Raw genomic sequence first — 18,632 nt, 5'->3', positions numbered from 1 at the left:
CGGCCGAAGGCCGGAGGGTGGGGCGGGCGGCGGCCGGCTCGACAGGTCATGTGAACGGCCCCACCGCCCGCACTTCGCGCGGACTCCTCCCCTCCGGGGAGGATGCGGGTCGGCGGATGTCGTCGGCGTCCAGGCTGACGCGACCGTCACCCGACCGGAGGAGAGGCGGAAGGGAGTGCGAGGCGGCGTTTCCGCTTCCCTCTCGCTTTCATCAGCGCCCGACAGCAGGGCGGAAGGCGAGGGACAGGCTCGCGTTCCGCACCGCGGGGCTCTCCGGCCGACGGCTCACTTCACCACGAGCACGGCACAGGGCGCGTCGTGGACGACCTTCTGCGAGACGCTGCCGAGAATGAGGCCCTTCAGACGGCCGAGACCGCGGCTGCCGATGACGAGCAGGTCGGCGGCTTCCTCCTGCGCGACCTGGACGATCGCCTCGACCGGCGGGGCGTCGGCGATGCGCGCGTCGACGGTGACGCTGCGCCCCTCGAGCGTGCGGCGCGCGGCGGCGATCACCTCGTCGGCGACGTGCCGGAGCGTGTCCGGCGAGACCATGATCACGGGAATCGCCCCGCCCATGGCGGCCGCGGGCATGACCGGTGTCGCGGAGGCCTCGTCGAGCTCGGCCTTCACACGGTCGAGGAAGCCGAGCCGCTCGGCGACCGTGTAGAGCTCCCCGTACGGCACCCCGCGCAGCAGCGCATGCGCCAGCACGAGCCGCGCGCCGCGGGCTTCCGCGATCTCGGCGGCGAGGGACAGGACCGTGTCCTGGTGCTCCGAGCCGTCCACGGCGACGACGATGGTCGAGATCATGACGGGGGTCCTCTCCTCGCGGGGCCGGTGCGGCGCGCAGACGTTGCCGTGCCGCGCGCCCGTGTGCAATCCCGTAAACACCGGAAGGCGGCACGCGCGGATGCGCAAGGGCCCTACGGATGCACAGGTCCCCTCTCCTGCGTTAGGAAGGACGACGAGGAGCACGGCTTTGAGCGAGACCAGGGGCATCCTGAGGCCGGGGGAGACGGTGTGGACGGTCGCGCAGGCGCCGCGTGCGGCCGCGCTGATCGACGCGGCCGCGACCTTCGGCGCCATGCGCGCGGCGATGCGCGCGGCGCGCACGCGCATCCTCGTCGTGGGCTGGGACATCGACAGCCGCACGCCCCTCGTCGGCGACGAATACGATCCCGCCGACGGGCTTCCCCGCGAGCTGGGGCCGTTCCTGCGGGCGCTCGTGGCGCGGCGCCCGCGGCTGCGGGTCGATCTCCTTCTCTGGGACTACGCGCTGCTCTACGGCCTCGAGCGCGAGCTGCTGCCGGAGGTGAAGCTCGACTGGTCGATGCCGCGGCGCATCCGTGCGCGGCTCGACGACGTGCTGCCGATCGGCGCGAGCCATCACCAGAAGATCGTCGTCGTCGACGGCGCGCTCGCCTTCTGCGGCGGGCTCGACCTCGCCATCCGGCGCTGGGACACCCGCGCGCACGCCCTCGACGACCCGCGTCGGCGCGACCCGGACGGCGCGCCCTACCGGCCCTTCCACGATGCGCAGATGATGGTCGACGGCGAGGCGGCGGCCGCCCTTTCGGCGCTCGCCGAGGCGCGCTGGCGGCAGGCCGAGGGCGGCTACGCCGCGGCGCCGAAGCTGCGCCGGGGGAAGGGCTCGGTGCTGCGCGGGCGCGTCGCGGAGAAGGCCCCGGACCTCTGGCCGGCCGAGATCGTTCCCGACTTCCGCGACGTGGGCGTCGGCATCGCCCGCACACGCCCCGCCTTCGCCAGCGCGCCCGCGATCCGAGAGGTGGAGGCGCTCTACGAGGCCTCCGTCGCCGCCGCCGAGCGCACGATCTACATCGAGAACCAGTTCCTCACCCGCGAGCGCATCGCACGGGCGCTGATCGCCCGGATGCGCGAGGTGCCCGGCCTCGAGGTGCTCCTGGTCGGGCCCAACGTGCACCAGAGCTGGCTCGAGGAGCACGCGATGAACGCCGGGCGCCGGCGCTTCGTGACGCTCCTCCGGGAGGCCGGCCTGTCGGACCGGGCCCGGCTCGTCCACCCCGCCCTGCCGGACGACCCGACCGGCGAGGGCGTCATGGTCCACGCCAAGCTCATGTTCGTCGACGACCGGCTGCTGCGCATCGGCTCGGCCAACCTGAACAACCGCTCGATGGGGCTCGACAGCGAGTGCGATCTCGCGATCGAGGCGCACACGGACGAGGAGCGCGCCGCGATCGCGCGCATCCGCGACGGGCTCGTCGCCGAGCATGCCGGCGTCGCGCCCGAACGGGTCGGCGCGGCGATCGCGCGGGAGGGCTCGCTCCTCGCCGCGCTCGATACGCTGCCGCAGGAGGGCCGGCACCTCGCGCCGATCGCCCTCGCCCCCGCCGAGGGCGGCGAGCTCGCCCGGCGCATCGGCGAGATCGCCGACCCGGAGACCCCGATCGCCACGCCCGCCTTCGGGGCGGAGATGTTCGCGGGCCAGCCGGCGCAGCGCTCACTCCTGCGCACGCTGAAGCTCGTCCTCGCCGCGCTCGCGGTCGCCGCCGTCGTCGCGCTCTGGCGCTTCTCCCCCGCCGCCGACCTCACCGACCCGGCCGCGCTGGTGGCGCGGCTCGAGGCGCTCGGCGCGGGACCGTTCGCGCCGCTCCTCGTCGTCCTCGCCTTCGTGGTGGGCGGGCTCGTCGTCTTTCCCGTGACGGTGCTGATCACCGTCACGGGCATGATGTTCGCGCCGGTGACGGCGATCGCGGTGGCGACGACGGGCGTGATGCTCAGCGCCGCGCTGATGTACGCCATCGGCCGCGCCGTGGGGCGCGGGGCGCTCGAGCGGCGCATGGGCCGGCGCACCCGTGCCGTGTCGAAGGCGCTCGCCGACAGCGGCATCATCGCGGTGGCGGCGCTGAGGATGCTGCCTGTCGCCCCCTTCAGCGTGGTGAACCTCGTCGTCGGCGCGAGCCGGATCGGCATCGCCGACTACCTCGCGGGAACGCTCGTCGGCATGGCGCCGGGGCTCGTGATGCTCACCCTGCTCGGTACCCGGCTGGCCGAGGTGCTGGCCTCGCCGGACCCGTGGGCGCTGGCCCTGCTCGGGATCGCGGTCCTCGCGTGGCTCGCGCTGTCGGTGGGAATGCAGGTGCTGGTCTACCGCATCAAGCGCAAGCGCCGGGCCGCGCGGAGCGCCTGACGCGGCGGGTCGGGCATTTCCCGGGCATCTTCGTGGCCGGACCGTGAAACCAGCGCCCCTCGGGCTCCGTTGACGCCGCGCGTACCGACGCCGGCGCAGGCCGGCGCACGAGCCCGAAAGAGGAGATCATGGCCGATACGACGCACCCCGCGCGAGCCCCGCGGCTCGGCGAGGAGGAGGTCCGCGCTCTCGCCGTCGAGGACGTGGTGGCGCGGCTGGAGGTGGTGCGGGCGCGCTACTTCATGCCCGACACCTCCGCCTTCGTGCGCTACCTGCCCACCTTCGATCCCGACCCGGCGGACCTCTCGGTCAAGATCGACCCCAGCACCGAGACGCACGTCTCCGCCGAGGAGACGGGCCGCTTCGGCCTGGCCCAGCTCGTGACCGAGCTCGAGCTCGCCTACATCACCGTCCACCTGTTCCCCAACCGCCAGGCGCGCGACTACTTCGTCGCCGGCTTCGACGGATCGCTGCGGCAGGTCGAGTTCATCGGCGGGCAGTTCGACTGGAACCGGCTCTGGCTCACCGCCGGCACGGCCAATATCGGCGTGCCCATCGCCGTCTTCCTCGGCCAGCGCGCCGCCGTGAACAACCGCCCCTCGGTCTCGCTGATCGACCACCGCCAGGTCGTGCGCGGGCGCATGGCCTACCGCGCCGTGGGCGGATCGGGTGCGCACGTGGGCGAGGAGTACTACCCCGTCGTCGGCCCCGAGCACGACGTCATGAACGTTGGACGAGAGGAGCGCTGACGTGCGTGCCGAAAAGGGAGTCTTCAAGGGCCTCAACCCGACTATGACGACGATCGCGCTCGTTGTCACCTTCACCTTCCTCGTGCTCGGTGCCTTCGCGCCGGAGCAGTCGGCCGGCTGGTTCGAGAGCGCCCGCGACGGCATCATCGCCGGCTTCAAGTGGTACTACATCCTCGTCGTCTCCGCGTTCCTGTTCTTCTCGATCTACCTGCTGTTCAGCCGGTTCGGGTCGCTCAAGCTCGGCGACGACGACCAGGACCCGGAATTCTCGTACTTCGCCTGGTTCTCGATGCTGTTCGGAGCCGGCATGGGCATCGGGCTCGTGTTCTGGTCGATCGCGGAGCCGATCTTCCACTTCCAGGACAACCCCTTCCTCGACCCGCAGGCGGCGGGCACGAACGCCGCCGCGGCGCTCGCGATGCGGCTCACCTATTTCCACTGGGGCCTGCACCCGTGGGCGATCTACGTCGTCGTCGGCCTCTCGCTGGCGTTCTTCAGCTACCGGCGCAAGCTGCCGCTCTCGATCCGCTCGGTGCTCTACCCCCTGATCGGGGACCGGATCTACGGCTTCTGGGGCCACGCCGTCGACGTGCTCGCGGTTTTCGGCACGATCTTCGGCATCGCCACCTCGCTCGGCTTCGGCGTCGTGCAGATGAACACGGGGCTGAATGTGCTCACCGGCATGCCCATCGGCGTCGGCTGGCAGATCGGGCTGATCGCGGTGATCTCGTGCATCGCGACGATCTCGGTCGTGTCGGGCGTGGGCAAGGGCGTGCGCATCCTCTCCGAGCTGAACCTCTGGCTCTCGCTGGCGATCCTCGTCTTCTTCCTGGCCTTCGGGCCGACGCGCTACCTGCTCAACCTCTTCGTCCAGGGCATGGGCGACTACCTGATCAACGTCGTGCCGCTGTCCTTCTGGACGAACGCCGGCGCGGACGCCGCCGGCACCAGCGGCTGGCAGGCGAGCTGGACGGCGTTCTATTGGGGATGGTGGATCGCCTGGGCGCCGTTCGTGGGCATGTTCATCGCGCGGATCTCGCGCGGGCGCACGGTGCGCGAGTTCGTGCTCGGCGTGCTGCTCGTGCCGACGATCCTGGCGATGATCTGGCTCACGGTGTTCGGCGGCACGGCGCTGCATCTCGAGCTGTGGCAGGGGGCGGACATTGTGGGCGCGGTGAACGCGGACACGACGCTCGCGCTCTACCGCACCCTGGAGGCGATGGACGCCGGCCTCTTCGGCCAGGTCTTCACCGTGGTCGCGACGCTGCTCATCGCGACCTACTTCATCACCTCGTCGGATTCCGGCACGCTCGTGATCACCACCCTGCTGTCGGTGGGCGACATGGACCCGCCGACGCCGCACCGGGTCGTGTGGGGGCTGGGCGAGGGATTCGTCGCGGCGGTGCTGCTCGTCTCCGGCGGGCTCGGGGCGCTGCAGGCCGCCTCGATCATCGCGGCGCTGCCCTTCTCGGTGATCATGCTGTTCATGTGCTGGGGGCTGATCCGCGGGCTCGCCGAGGAGAGCGCCATCGTGGCGCGGGCGAGCGGCCCGCCGCCGGAGCGCCTGCCCTACGCTCCGTGATCCGCAGGCGCTCCCGCCGCTTCGTGCGGCGATGCGGCTTGCCGACGCCGCGCGCGCGGGCCACTCTGCGCGCATGGGAATGCAGTCGAGACTTCGCGCGCCGCTCGCCCTCGCGGTGGCGGCGTGCCTCGTGCCGGGGGCGATCGGGCCCGCTTCGGCGCAGAGCGGGCTGTCGGGGGACGAGCGCTGGATCGTGCTGGCGAGCCGGCAGGACCCCGCCGAAGCGATCGCCCTCGCGCGCGCCTATCGCGAGCGCTTCGAGGCGACGCACGTCGTCACCTCGTCGAACGGCTGGAACGCGGTCGTCGCGGGTCCGGTCCCGGCGAGCGATCCCGGCGCGCTGCAGGCGCGGCTGCGGGCCGAGCCCGGGCTGCCGGACGACCTGTTCGTCTCCGACGGGACGCGCTTCGCCGAGCCGTACTGGACGGCGGACGCGCCGCGCCTCGAGCGCCTGCGCTTCGACGGCGACGCGCCGCTCGCCTTCGAGGCGGACGGGCTGACGTTCCTGCTCGACGCCGCGCGCGACGACACCGACCTCGCCTACCCGACGATCGACGCCTACGAGGGCCGCCGGGTCGCCTTCTCGATCGCCTTCGAGGACGCGGCCTCCTTCTCCGCGGGGGCGCGGCTGACGATCGCGCCGCTCGACCCGGAGGCACCCGGGGAGCGGCAGATCGTGACGAGCGCCTTCACCGGCGGCGCGCATTGCTGCGCGGTGACGCGCATCGCCGGGCGGCTCGGCGCGCGCTGGCTCGTGATCCCCGGGGCGACGCTCGACGGCGACACCGGGTACGGCGTGCGCGACCTCGACGGCGACGGAGTCTACGAGCTGGTCGGCATCGACCAGTCCTTCCTCTATGCCTACGCGTCGTACGCGGCCTCCTTCGCACCCATCGTGATCGAGCGCTACGCGGGCAAGAAGATCGTCGACCTGTCCGACGACCCGCGCTTCCGCCGGGCCTTCGAGGACGACCTCGCCTGGATGGACGAGGCGGTGCGGGACGAGCCGGCGCTGTGGCGCGAGAACGGGTTTCTCGCGGCGTGGGCCGCATCCATGGCGCGGCTCGGACGTTGGGAGGAGGCGCGTGCGCGGGTGCTGGCGTCCTTCGATCGATCGAGCGACTGGCCGCTGACGATCTGCGAGGCGCCCGCGACGGCGGACGGGACCTGCCCGGCCGGCGCGGAGCGGCCGGCCGCGTTCCCGGACGTGCTCGAGCGGCACCTCCGCGAGCGGGGATACATCGGCGGCTGAAAGCGGGTCGGCTCGTGCGCAGCCGTGCGACGCGGTAGGGTCGCGCGGCGCGGAGAGGCGCGAAACGGCGCGAGAGCGCGGAACGGACTCATCGGTGGTATCGGACGCAAAGACCCTGGCGGCGGCCGCCATCCTCGGCCTCGCCTACTACGCCGCGGCGGTGATCGGCCTGCAATGGGCTGCGATCGGCGGGGCCGGATCACCGGTCTGGCCCGCTGCGGGCGTCGGGCTCGCGGGACTCGTCCTGGGCGGCGTGCGCCTGTGGCCCGCGATCGTGATCGCGCGGCTCGCCGCGGGGCTGACGGTTGGCAGCACGCATCCGCTCACGACCGAGCTCGTGATCGCGCTGGGCAACGCCGCGTCCGCGGCGCTCCCCGCCTGGGCGCTCCTCGCCTGGTTCGGCCTCGACCGGCGGCTCGCGGCGATGCGCGACATCCTCGCGGTCGCGCTCGCGGCGGGAGTCGGCGCCCTGATCTCGGCGGTCTTCGGCACGGGCGCGCTGTGGCTCTCGATGGGGCTCGGCCCGGACTTCGCGCTCGCCACCGCGGCGTTCTGGTGGTTCGGCGCCTTCGTGGGCGCGGTGACGCTCGCACCGCCGATCCTCGCCTGGAGCGGGGCGCGAAGCGAAACACGCAGCGAACCTCGCAGCGAACCTCGGAGCGATCTCCGAAGCGAGCCGCAGCCGGATCGCCGGGCCCCGCGGGTCTCGATCGGGTCGGTCGTCCACCTCGCGGCCGTGCTCGCCGTCACCACGGCGCTCGCGGTTCACGTCTTCCTCAACGTGGCGAACCGCGAGCTCGGCACCTGGCTGATCTATCCGCCGCTCATCTGGGCGGCGCTGGCCTTCCAGGTCCGCGGTGCGAGCCTCGCCCTCGTGGCGGTGGCGGGCGCGGCGACGATCGGCGCGACCTTCGGGCGCGGACCGTTCGACCTCCTGGCGGACACGGTGCAGGACCGCGTCGTCCTCGCCCAGCACTTCTCCGCCGCCACCGCCCTCGTCACCCTGGTGCTCGCGGCGGTCGCCGACGAGCGCCGCGGCGCCGAGGCGCTGCGCCGCTCGCAGGCCCGGCTGTCGAACGTGCTCGAGAGCACCACCGACAGCGTCATGGTGCTGGACCGAACCTGGCGCTTCACCTACCTGAACAAGCGCGCCACGGCGCAGATCGGCGGCGGTCGGTCTCTCGTGGGCAGGCGGATCTGGGACGTCTTTCCCGGCGCGCACGGGACGGACTTCTTCGACGCCTACATGCGGGCGGTGGAGACCGGCGAGCCCTGCCGCGTCGACGCCTTCTACGAGCCGCTCGGCACCTGGTTCGAGGCGAACGCCTATCCCTCGGCGGAGGGGCTGACCATCTTCTTCCGCGACGTCACGACCGAGCGCAGCGCGGCCGCGACGCTCGCGGAGAACGAGGCGCGCCTGCGCGCGGTGCTCGAGCAGATGTCCACGGGCGTCTCCGTCGCCCAGGCGCCCTCCGGGCGGCTCCTCTTCCACAACACCAAGGGCGAGGAGATACTCGGGCACGGGCTGATCCCGTCCGACGACTACGGCGGCTACGCCGCCTATGGCGGGCTGCACGCCGACGGGCGCCGCTACGCCCCGCGCGACTACCCGATCGCCCGCGCCATGCTCACGGGAGAGATCGTCGACCGCGAGCCGATGGTCTACCGCCGCGGCGACGGCAGCCTCACCGACCTCGAGGTCTCCGCCGCACCGATCCGCGACGCCAAGGGCGAGATCGTGCTCGCCGTCTCGACCTACGAGGACGTCTCGGAACGGAAGCGGGCCGAGGAGGCGCTGCTCGCGAGCGAGGAGCGCCTGCGGCTCGCGCAGGAGGCGGGCGGCATCGCCACCTGGGAATGGAGCATCGCGACCGGCGACGTCACCTGGACAGGGCCGATGGAGACCCTGCTCGGCCTCCCGCCGGGCAGCCGCTCTCCCGGCCACGACGCCTTCCTGGCGCAGGTCCACCCCGACGATCGCGCCGGCGTGTCCGCCGCGGTCGAGGCGGCGCTCGCGGGCTCCGCGCCGCTCGACGTCGAGTTCCGGATCCGCCGTCGCGACGGGGACGTGCGCTGGATGGCCGGGCGCGGCGAGGTGGTGCGCGACGCCGAGGGGCGGCCGGTGCGCATGATCGGCGTGAACTACGACACCACCGAGCGCCGCGAGGCCCGCGCGGCGCTCGAGCGGCTCAATGCCGACCTCGAGGCGCGTGTCGCGGAGGGCGCGGCCAAGCTCGTCCAGCTCCAGAAGATGGAGAGCCTCGGCCAGCTCACCGGTGGCATCGCCCACGATTTCAACAATCTCCTGATGGCGGTGCTGTCCTCCCTCACCGTGCTGCGCAAGCGCGTGGAGAACGACGCCCGGGCCGAGCGCCTGATCGCCAACGCGATCAAGGGCGCCGAGCGCGGCGTCTCGCTCACCCAGCGCATGCTCGCCTTCGCGCGTCGCCAGACGCTGGCGCCCTCGGCGGTGGAGGTGCCCGACCTCGTCGTGGGCATGACCGACCTGCTGCGTCGGTCGATCGGCCCGCAGATCCGCATCGAGACACGCTTCTCGGAGGGCACGCCGCCGGCGCTCGTGGACCCGAACCAGCTCGAGCTCGCGCTCGTGAACCTCGCCGTGAACGCGCGCGACGCCATGCCCGACGGCGGCGTGCTGACGATCGCCGTCGACGCGGTGTCGCGTGCGGCCGAGGCCGAGCCGCCGCAGGGGCGCTTCGTGCGCGTGCGCATCTCCGACACCGGGGCGGGCATGGACGAGGCGACGCTCGCGCGCGCCGTCGAGCCCTTCTTCACGACGAAGGGCGTGGGCAAGGGCACCGGGCTCGGCCTCGCCATGGTCTACGGTCTCGCCGAGCAGTCGAACGGGCGGCTGACCCTGACGAGCGATCCCGGCGCCGGCACGACGGCGGAGATCCTGCTGCCGATCGCGGACATCGTCGACGCGGCGGGCCACGCATCGGATATCCCCGGGCGGGCGCCCCCGGGCGGCGGCGGGGCGCGGGGTGCGGGGCCCCGGGGGCCGGGGGCCCCGCCCGGGAGCCGATCGAGGCGGGCTCGGGCGCCGACGCCCTCGCCATCCTCGACGCGGGCACACCGATCGACGTCGTCCTGACCGACCAGGCGATGCCCGGGATGACGGGCCTCCAGCTCGCCCAGGCCGTCCGCGCCCGCCGTCCGCGCCTGCCCCTCGTCCTCGCCACCGGCTACGCCGAGCTGCCGGAGGGCGCGGAGGCAACGGTCGACGCGCGGCTCGCCAAGCCGTTCGGGCAGGACGAGCTGATGCGGGTGCTCTCGCGGGTGGCGCGCGGCACCGAGCAGGAGGCGCCGCCGCCGGGCGCTGCCTAGCCGCGTCCCTCGCGCGGCCCGAGCGACCGCCCCAGCGCGGCGGCGAAGGCCGTTGCGCGCGGGCCGTCGGCCTCGGCGAAGCTCACCAGCAGCCCGGCCACCGGCGCCTCCCCCGCGCTGAAGCCCGAGAGGCGCGCGACGGCGTAGCCGGCGGCGCCGAGCCCCGCGACGGCCGCGGCCTCGTCTGCGAGGCTCTCCATGCGCACCGAGAGCTGGAGCCCACCCGGCGGCAGCGCCACCTCCACGCGATCGCCCGCCGCCGCGCGGATCGCCTCCACGAGCAGGCGCGCGCGGGTCTCGTAGGTGCGCGTCACGCGGCGCAGATGGAGCTTCCAGGCGCCGCTCTCGATCAGCTCTGCCAGCGCGAGCTGGGCGTGGACGTTGGCGGCGCAGCCCGCATTGCGCACCGCGCGCGCGAGGGCGGAGGCGAGCGGGCGCGGCGCGACCATCCAGCCGATACGCAGGGCCGGCAGCAGGCTCTTCGCCGCCGAGCCCAGGTAGACGACGGCGTCCGGCGCCAGCGGCTGCATGGCGCCGGCCTCCGGGCCGCGCCAGTGGAATTCGCCGTCGTAGTCGTCCTCGACGACCACCGCCCGCGCGGCTCGCGCCCAGGCGATCAGCGCCGCACGACGCGGCAGGCTCATGCGTGTGCACAACGGGTACTGGTTCGAGGGCGTGACGTAGGCGAGCCGCGCCCCCGTGCGGCCGGTCGCGGCCTCGATGTCGGCGCCCGCCTCGTCGACCGGGAGCGGGGCGACCCGCAAAGCGGCGGTCTCGAAGGCGGCGCGGGCGCCGAGATAGCCCGGCTCCTCGATCAGCACGGTCTCCCCCGGGTCGCAGAGGCACGCGGCGAGAAGCGACAGCGCGGCCTGCGAGCTCGCGGTCACGACGACGTCGTCGGGCGCCACCACGAGCCCGCGCTCGCGGCGCAGGTGATCGGCGAGCGCGCGGCGCAGGGCCGGCGCACCCGCATAGTCGTCGTAGGCGCGCATCGGGCCGAGCGCCGTGCGGGCGGCGCGGCGCAGCGCGCGCGCCCAGAGGTCGCGCGGGAAAAGCGGCTCGTCGGGCGCACCCGGGCGAAAGCGACCCGACGCATCGGCGTAGAGACGGGTGCGCAGGTCGCCGCACTGGGTCCGGCCGCGCGCCGAGAGCGCCGGCCCCTCCCCCGCCGCTCCCGCCGGATCCACGAGGCGCTCCACGCGCGTGACGACGGGGGCGCGGCGGCGATCCACCGCGACGAGACCCTCCGCCCGCAGCAGCTCGTAGGCGGCGTTGACGGAGTTGCGCGAGATCCCGAGGGCCGCCGCGGCCCGGCGGCTCGACGGCAGCACGACGCCGGGCTCGAGATGCCCCGAGCGGACGCCCTCGCGCAGGGCCCGGAACAGGCGCGCGACGATCGTGCCGCCGTCCGGCGCCATCGCCTCGACGAGGCTGCGCAAGCCCGCTGGTTCCATGAAATCACGCCGTTCTGGAGCTTCCAGAGAACCAGTATCGCGCGAAGATGCACGCCTGTCACGAGGAGACACGCGCGCCATGCACACGACAGCGACCCGCCCCCCGTCCTACGCCCGGATCCGCGTCGCCAAGCGGGCGGTCGACGACCGCGCCGCCGCCTACGCGCTGCTCGACGAGAGCCTGTTCGGCCATGTCGGCTTCATCCACGAGGGGCGGCCGATGGTGGTGCCGATGGCGTTCGCGCGTGCGGGCGACACGCTCTACCTGCACGGTGCCTCGAAGACGCGGATCGTCACCCTGGCCGCGGGCGCGCCGCTCTGCCTGGAGGCGACGCGTCTCGACGGGCTCGTCGTCGCGCGCTCGGGCTTCGCGCATTCGGTCAACTACGCGACCTGCATCGTCCACGGGCGGGGCCGCGCGGTCGACGGCGCGGAGCTCGACCGCGCGCTCGACCTGATCACGGATCATCTCCTGCCCGGACGCACCCGCGAGGTCCGCCCGATGACCGGCCAGGAGCGCAAGGCGACCGGCGTCGTGGCCCTGGACACCGAGCACGTCACGCTCAAGGTCCGCACCGGCCCGCCGAACGACCCGGACTCGGATCGCGCCGCCGGCGGCTGGGCGGGCGTCCTGCCGATCGTCACCCGCTTCGGTGCGGGCGAGCCGGACGCCTCCACGCCGGGGGGAACGCCCGAGCCGCCCTCGCTCGCGGCGGCACGGGCGCGGTTCGCGACGGGCCGGATAGACACGGTTTCCTAGCCTGGCGGACGCGCCCGAGCCGATCGCCCGCATGCCCCCGGCGGATCGAAATCGCTTTACCGTCTCTTCAACTCTCGAATGGAAGGATGCCGCCAGAGCCAACTCAAGATTTTAACATAGGATAAGTGCTCAATGGCGGTACGAGCCTTCCTGCGCGATCGGCGCGGTACGCTGGCCGTCGCGATCGCCATCGCGGCGCCGGTCCTCTTCGGCGTGGCGGGCGTGGCCGTCGACTACACGTCCTGGTCCCTGGATCGTTCGCGCATGCAGGCGCTCGCGGACAGTGCGGCCATGACCGCGGCGATCGAGCTGCAGATCGGCGCCGACGAGGCGCAGATCGACGCGCTCGTCTCGAGCATCGTGGCGCGGAGCCCGCTCGCCCGCGACGGGGGGCTCGGCACGGACAGCGCGATCGTCGGCGAGAGCGCCGGCGTGCGCGTCGTGCTCGACCGGGCCGTGCGGCCGAGCTTTTTCGGCGGCCTCGTCCTGCCGACGGGCGGGAGCCTGGAGGTCTCCGCGACCGCCATGCGCAGCGGGACGTTCATGCTGTGCGTGCTCAGCGTCGACGGCGCGAGCGACGCGTCGATCGCCCTCGACGGGACCGCGACGCTGGAAGCCCGGGACTGCGCGATCCACGCGAACTCGACGTCTCCGTCGGCGATCCGGGCGCAGGACGCCTCGCTCGTGCGCGCCCTGCGCACATGCTCCGCCGGCGGCGTGAGGCAGGTGGCCTCGCGCAACTTCGATCCGAGCGCGCATGTCGATTGCCCGCCCGCAGACGATCCGCTGCGCAATCGCACCGCCCCGGCGGTCGGCCCCTGCCTCCACACGAACCTGCACCTCGTCGATGTCCGGCGCACGCTGCAGCCCGGCACCTATTGCGGCGGGCTGATCATCGACAAGGGCGCCGACGTCACGCTCTCCCCCGGCGTCTACGTGATCAAGGACGGCCCGTTGATCATCGGCCCCGGGTGGGAGGAGGCGCGCCGGCCGCGCAGGGGCGACGACGACGACGAGGACGATGACGATGACGACGACGATGACGACGATGACGACGACGACGAGGATCTGGCGGAGGCGCGCTGGAAGGGGCGGCTCCTCGGGAACGGCGTCGGCTTCTACTTCACCGGCGACATCGCGGCAGGCCCCGACGGCGAGACCTTCGCCCTCCACATCATGCCGAACTCGTTCGTCGAGCTGACGGCACCGGCCGACGGGCCGCTCGCGGGGCTGCTCCTCTTCGAGGACCGCGCGGCCGACGCGGATCGCATCTTCCGGATCGAGAGCAACGAGGCGCGCCGGCTCGTCGGGACCATCTACGTCTCTCGGGGCGTCCTGGAAATCGACACCGACCGCACGATCGCCGACCTGTCGGAGTTCACCGCGATCGTCATGCGACGGCTGGACATGACCGGCAGGTCACGGCTCGTCATCAACGCCGACTACGACGCGACGAACGTGCCGGTGCCGTTCGGCATCGGTCCGACCGCAGGCGAGGTCCGGATCGTCGATTGACGGCAGAGGGCGCCATCGCGCGACGGCGCCGCCCCGTGCCCTACCCGCTGTCCCCCTGCTTGCCGGCACGGGCGCGGTGGTTCTGCCATGGCCAGCGGCCTTCGATCTCGACCTCGAGCGCGAAGGAGAGGAACGTGCGGATCAGCACGATGCCGCCGAGCACGACGACGCTGTCGAGCGTCGGCTCGATGGCGACGGTGTTGATGATATCGGCGGCGACGAGGAACTCGAGGCCGAGCAGGATCGAGCGACCGAGGCTCGCGCGGTACTCGTCGTAGGGATCGCCCCCCCGCTCGCCCGAGAGCTTCTTGAGCAGGTAGGCGCCGGTCGCGACGATGACGCCGAGCACGATCACGGCGATGCCGCCGAACTCGAGGGCTCGGGTGATCCAGTGCAGGATCGTATCGGTCAGCGCCGCGATCGGTTCTCCCGTGCGGGTATCCGCCTCCCCCGGCCGCGCCCGCGCCGTCCCGACGGCGACGGCCGTCGCGGCGATGCCGGCGACGGCGAGGCTCCCGATCGCGCTTCGTCTCATTCGCTCCCCCGTTCGGCACAGCGCCCGCGGGGAGTAGTAGGACACGGACGCGCCAGTCGTCCAATACGGGCGCGCCCGGTCCCGTTCCGCGTTCCCGTAGCCGCGTTCCCGTTGCCGCGGGCGGCGTCAGGCGCCGACCGCGCGGGCGCGCACCGCCAGCGGCTCGTCGACGTAGGCGACGATGGCGTCGACGCAGGCCTCGATCGACTGCCGCGAGGTGTCGACCACGAGCTCGGGCGCCTGCGGCGGCTCGTAGGGCGCGGAGACGCCGGTGAAGTCTCCGATCTCACCCGCGCGGGCGCGCCTGTAGAGGCCCTTCGGGTCGCGCCCCTCGCAGGTGGCGAGGTCGGCGGCGACGTGGACCTCGTGGAAGGCGTCGCCCGCCGCCGCCCGGGCCCGGTCGCGGTCGGACCGGTAGGGCGAGATGAAGGCCGTGACGACGATCATCCCCGCCTCCGCGAACAGGGCCGCGACCTCGCCGACGCGCCGGATGTTCTCGGCGCGGTCGTCCGGCGAGAAGCCGAGGTCGGCGTTGAGGCCGCGGCGCACGTTGTCGCCGTCGAGCACGAAGGCCTGGTAGCCCTTGGCGAAGAGCCGCTGCTCGACGCGCATGGCCAGCGTCGACTTGCCGGCGCCGGAGAGACCCGTCATCCAGATCACGCCGCCGCGATGGCCGTTGCGGAAGGCACGGCCCTGGGCGGAGAGCAGGTGGTCGACCTCGTAGAGGTTCGTGCCCTTGACCCGCATGGCCTCGCGCTGGTCGGGATAGCCCTCCGTCGAGACGACGCCGCCGGCCACCGTGTCGAAACCGTCGACGAGGACGAAGCGGCCCCCCGCCGGGTTGGCGCGGTGGTCGTCCAGCGAGAGCATCTCGCGGGTGCGCAGCACCACCTCGGCGACCTCGTTGTGACCCACCGCGTCCGTCGGCGCGCGGCCGAGGGTCTGGGTGTCGATGGCGTTCTCGATCGCCTCGACGGTGACGCTCGCCTCGTCGGGGCCGACCTTCAGCTTGAGCGTGTCGCCGGGCGCGAGCGGGCGCTCGGCGAGCCAGAACAGCGTGGCGCGGAAGACGTTGGTGAGCTTGGGCGCGCTCGCCTCGTGGCTCGCCACGTCGCCGCGCTCGGCGAAGATCTGCTCGTCGAGGGTGACGCCGACGACCTCGCCCGCGCGCGCCTCGAGCTTGGCGACGGGCGCGTTCCAGGCCTCGATCGTGCGCACCCGCGCGCGGCGGTTGGAGGGCGAGAAGACGAGCTCGTCGCCGACGCGGAACGACCCGGCCTCGACGCGGCCCACGAGGATGCGCCGCTCGTCGAACTTGTAGACGTCCTGGATCGGCAGGCGCAGCGGCCGCTCCAGCGGCGCCGCCGCGGTGGACAGCGCGTCGAGCGCCTCGACCAGGGTCGGCCCGTCGTACCAGGGCATCGCGTCGGCCCGGGCGGCCAGGTTCTCGCCCGCGCGCGCGGCAACGGGCACGATGGCGTCGGGAGAGAGGCCGATGTCGGCGAGATAGGCCCGCACCTGCTCCTCGACGGTGCGAAAGCGCGCTTCGTCGTGCCCGACGAGGTCCATCTTGTTGACGACGACCACGATCTGGCGGAGCCCCAGCAGGTGGAGCAGGAAGGCGTGGCGGCGCGACTGCTCGCGCATGCCCTCGGCGACGTCGACGACGAGCACGGCCGCCTCGGCCGAGGCCGCACCGGAGACCATGTTCTTGAGGAATTCGCGGTGGCCCGGCGCATCGATGATGACGTAGGGGCGCTGCCCGGAGGCGAAGTTGATCTGCGTCGTGTCGATGGTGATCGCCTGGTCGCGCTCCGCCTGGAAGGCGTCGAGCACGAAGGACCATTCGAGCGGCATGCCGCGCCGCTCGGACAGGGCGGTGAGCTCCTCCAGCTTGCCGTCCGGCAGGCTGCCGGTGTCGTGCAGGAGGCGCCCGATCAGGGTCGACTTGCCGTGATCGACGTGGCCGACGACCACGATCTTCATCGGGTTGAGAGATGTCGTCATGGCGGTTCCCCTCACATGTAGCCGCTGGAGCGCAGGCGCTCGAAGCTGTCCTCGGTCTCCTTGTCCATGGTGCGCCCGGCGCGCTCGGAGACCCGGGTGACCATCAGCTCCGCGATGATCTCGTCGATCGTCGCGGCGTCGGAGGCGACGGGGAAGGTGATGTTCTTCTCGCCGAGCGAACGGTAGCGCTTGCCGTCGCGGGCGAAGTAGAGCGGCACGACGGGGATGCCCTCGGCCTTGGTGTAGCGCCAGATGTCGATCTCGCTCCAGTGCAGGAGCGGGTGGATGCGCACGTGCACGCCCTCGGGGAAGTCGGTCTTGTACTGGTCCCAGAACTCGGGCGGCTGGTTGCGGAAGTCCCAGGCGCCGTCCAGGGCGCGCGGCGAGAACACGCGCTCCTTGGCGCGGGTCGCCTGCTCGTCGCGGCGGATGCCGACCATCACGCCGCGATACTTGTCGCGGGCGAGCACGCTGCGCAGACCCTCGGTCTTGCGCGCCGCGGCGCGGGTCGCCGGCGGCAGCGTCGGGTCCATGTCCTCCTCCGGCGGGCAGTGCTCGACGCGAAGGTCGAGGCCCCAGGCCGGCACGATCTCGTCGCGGAAGGCGTAGACCTCCGGCAGCTCCATCCCGGTGTCGAGCTGGATCAGCGGGAAGGGCACGCGCCCGAAGAAGGCCTTGCGGGCCATCCACAGGAGCGCGTTCGAGTCCTTGCCGATCGACCAGAGCATGCCGAGCGGGGCGACCCGGGCGTAGGCCTCGCGCAGGATGTAGATCGTGCGCGCCTCGAGCTCGGCGAGGTGGGCGGCGGTGTCGTCGTCGAAGGCGTCGGCGAGATTGGTGCGTTCCGGCGCGAGCGTCGCGGCCATGGTCTCGTCTCCTGTCGCTGTTGACGGTGGCGCGCCGGCGGATCGCCGCCGGCGCGGGTGACGCGCTCACTCGGCGGCGTCGAGCTTGCAGCCGTCCGCCGTCGTCTCCGGCGCGGCGGAGGTCTCCTCGGCGGCGCCCTCCGTCGGCAGGACCACGGAGAGGATCGCCAGGACGACGGCGGTCGCGGCGATCGCGACGTAGATCCACACGAAGGTGCCGGTCACGTTGGCGACGACGCCGAAGACGTAGTTGCCCACCATGCCGCCGACGCCGAGCGTCACGTTGGCGACACCGAAGATCACCGTCGCCTGCGCGCCCCTGGCGGTCTTGGCGACGTAGGCGGGGACGAGGCCGAAGATCGGGTAGAAGGCCACCGCGAACAGCACGCCCGCGCCGATCGCCAGCGTCTCGGTTGGCGCCACGACCAGGATGGCCGAGGCCGCGAAGACGCAGACGTAGGTGAACAGCAGAGCGAGGCGCACGCCGGTCTTGTCCGACATCCAGCCGACGACGAAGCCGGCGAACATGCCGATGAAGCCGATCACGCCCCAGACCCAGGCGGCGAAGGCGACAGAGAAGCCCAGCTCCTCGCGCAGGTAGGGCGAGAGGTAGTTCTGGAAGGGCAAGGTCGAGAAGCCGTTGAGGAAGGTGATGGCCCAGATGATCAGCACCCACGGCACCATCACCGCGCCCATGCCCGCGAAGAACCCACCGCCGCCGGAGGCCGGCACCGGCTCGCGCGTGTGGCGGAAGAGGCCGAGCTTCCAGAAGGTCACCGTCGCGACGAGCGTCACCACGAAGGTGCCCGCGCCGACCGTGAACCAGACCCCGCGCCAGTCGCCGCTGACGACGAAGATCGGCACGAGCAGGCTGTTGACGAAGACGCCGTAGCTCGTGCCGCTGGAGACGAGCCCGAGCACCTTGCCGCGGTGCCGGTAGCCGATGGCACGCGAGACGATCTCGACCATCGGCACGTAGACGGAGGCGGCGGTGCCGCCGAGGATGGTCAAGAGGACCGCGACGACGAGGATCGAGTCCGTCATCGGCAGGAGCACGAGGCAGGCCGCGCACAGCGCCACCGAGCCGATGACCACCTGCCCGCCGCCGATGCGCGGCGCGAGCCAGGCGCCGAGGATCGCGAAGGCGAGGAAGCCGAGCTGCCCCGCCGCCGTGATCATGCCGACCACCGTCATGTCGAAGCCGAGATCGGCCCGCATGTCGGGAACGAGCTGCGAGAACAGGTAGAAGCCGAAACCGTAGGTCGCGGCGACGAAGCTCGTCAGCAGCACGGTGATGAGCACGCCCGCGAGCGCGTTCGAGCCTGCGCCCGTGTCGGTCGCTTGACTGGTCATGGCGAACCCTTTCGCGTGTCCAGTGATGAGGGGGCGCGCGCC

14 protein-coding genes are annotated in these 18,632 nt (G+C 72.7%); 8 read left to right on the top strand and 6 right to left on the bottom strand.

The features are described from left to right. Positions 1-285: 285 nt before the first annotated feature. Positions 286-810: a universal stress protein gene (locus G407_RS30300; protein ID WP_029030436.1), complete on the bottom strand. Its 525-nt coding sequence runs from the start codon at positions 808-810 to the stop codon at positions 286-288. 169 nt (positions 811-979) lie between these two features. On the opposite strand from G407_RS30300, the gene G407_RS26520 reads away from it, so the two are divergent. The 6 genes from G407_RS26520 (at position 980) to G407_RS32040 (ending at position 10,100) form a co-directional block, all read left to right on the top strand. Then, positions 980-3,169, top strand: coding sequence for a VTT domain-containing protein (locus G407_RS26520; RefSeq protein ID WP_043539266.1), 2,190 nt, complete (start codon positions 980-982; stop codon positions 3,167-3,169). 128 nt (positions 3,170-3,297) lie between these two features. Next, on the top strand, positions 3,298-3,918 hold the full coding sequence (locus tag G407_RS26515; RefSeq protein WP_052341110.1) for a hypothetical protein: 621 nt from the start codon (positions 3,298-3,300) through the stop codon (positions 3,916-3,918). A gap of 1 nt (position 3,919) precedes the next feature. Then, positions 3,920-5,500 carry a BCCT family transporter gene (locus tag G407_RS0108285; RefSeq protein WP_029030435.1) on the top strand — a complete coding sequence of 527 codons (1,581 nt, stop codon included), beginning with the start codon at positions 3,920-3,922 and terminating at the stop codon, positions 5,498-5,500. Positions 5,501-5,579: 79 nt separating this feature from the next. Beyond that, positions 5,580-6,752, top strand: a complete 1,173-nt coding sequence (locus tag G407_RS0108280; RefSeq protein WP_156917513.1) for a hypothetical protein — start codon at positions 5,580-5,582, stop codon at positions 6,750-6,752. A 94-nt stretch (positions 6,753-6,846) separates the two neighbouring features. Continuing rightward, a complete protein-coding gene (locus G407_RS30295; protein WP_052341109.1) occupies positions 6,847-9,867 on the top strand; it encodes an MASE1 domain-containing protein in 3,021 nt (1,006 codons plus the stop codon). Next, positions 9,798-10,100: a response regulator gene (locus G407_RS32040; RefSeq protein WP_245259059.1), complete on the top strand. Its 303-nt coding sequence runs from the start codon at positions 9,798-9,800 to the stop codon at positions 10,098-10,100. The genes G407_RS30295 and G407_RS32040 overlap by 70 nt, the downstream gene beginning before the upstream one ends. Here G407_RS32040 and pdxR read toward each other — a convergent pair. After that, positions 10,097-11,539, bottom strand: a complete 1,443-nt coding sequence (pdxR, locus tag G407_RS0108270) for a MocR-like pyridoxine biosynthesis transcription factor PdxR (RefSeq protein ID WP_052341107.1) — start codon at positions 11,537-11,539, stop codon at positions 10,097-10,099. The two genes, G407_RS32040 and pdxR, sit on opposite strands and share 4 nt — an antisense overlap. A 94-nt stretch (positions 11,540-11,633) precedes the next feature. Here pdxR and G407_RS0108265 point away from each other — a divergent pair, with 94 nt between their 5' ends. Then, on the top strand, positions 11,634-12,314 hold the full coding sequence (locus G407_RS0108265; RefSeq protein WP_029030432.1) for a pyridoxamine 5'-phosphate oxidase family protein: 681 nt from the start codon (positions 11,634-11,636) through the stop codon (positions 12,312-12,314). 132 nt (positions 12,315-12,446) lie between these two features. After that, complete coding sequence (locus tag G407_RS0108260) at positions 12,447-13,829, top strand: pilus assembly protein TadG-related protein (RefSeq protein WP_029030431.1); 1,383 nt, start codon at positions 12,447-12,449, stop codon at positions 13,827-13,829. Positions 13,830-13,869: 40 nt separating this feature from the next. On the opposite strand, the gene G407_RS0108255 is transcribed toward G407_RS0108260, so the two are convergent. The 4 genes from G407_RS0108255 to G407_RS26505 form a co-directional block, all read right to left on the bottom strand. Beyond that, complete coding sequence (locus tag G407_RS0108255) at positions 13,870-14,364, bottom strand: DUF1622 domain-containing protein (protein ID WP_084327395.1); 495 nt, start codon at positions 14,362-14,364, stop codon at positions 13,870-13,872. A gap of 126 nt (positions 14,365-14,490) precedes the next feature. Next, the gene (gene cysC / locus G407_RS0108250) at positions 14,491-16,371 is read right to left on the bottom strand and encodes an adenylyl-sulfate kinase (protein WP_052341106.1); all 1,881 of its coding nucleotides are present in this window, start codon (positions 16,369-16,371) and stop codon (positions 14,491-14,493) included. Between the two features lie 11 nt (positions 16,372-16,382). Then, positions 16,383-17,237: a sulfate adenylyltransferase subunit CysD gene (gene cysD, locus G407_RS0108245; protein ID WP_029030428.1), complete on the bottom strand. Its 855-nt coding sequence runs from the start codon at positions 17,235-17,237 to the stop codon at positions 16,383-16,385. A gap of 66 nt (positions 17,238-17,303) precedes the next feature. After that, on the bottom strand, positions 17,304-18,590 hold the full coding sequence (locus G407_RS26505; RefSeq protein ID WP_052341105.1) for an MFS transporter: 1,287 nt from the start codon (positions 18,588-18,590) through the stop codon (positions 17,304-17,306). Positions 18,591-18,632 lie beyond the last annotated feature (42 nt).

This window comes from Salinarimonas rosea DSM 21201 (assembly GCF_000429045.1).
Classification (GTDB): Bacteria; Pseudomonadota; Alphaproteobacteria; order Rhizobiales; family Beijerinckiaceae; genus Salinarimonas; species Salinarimonas rosea.
This window is presented reverse-complemented; position numbering and strand designations above follow the sequence as displayed.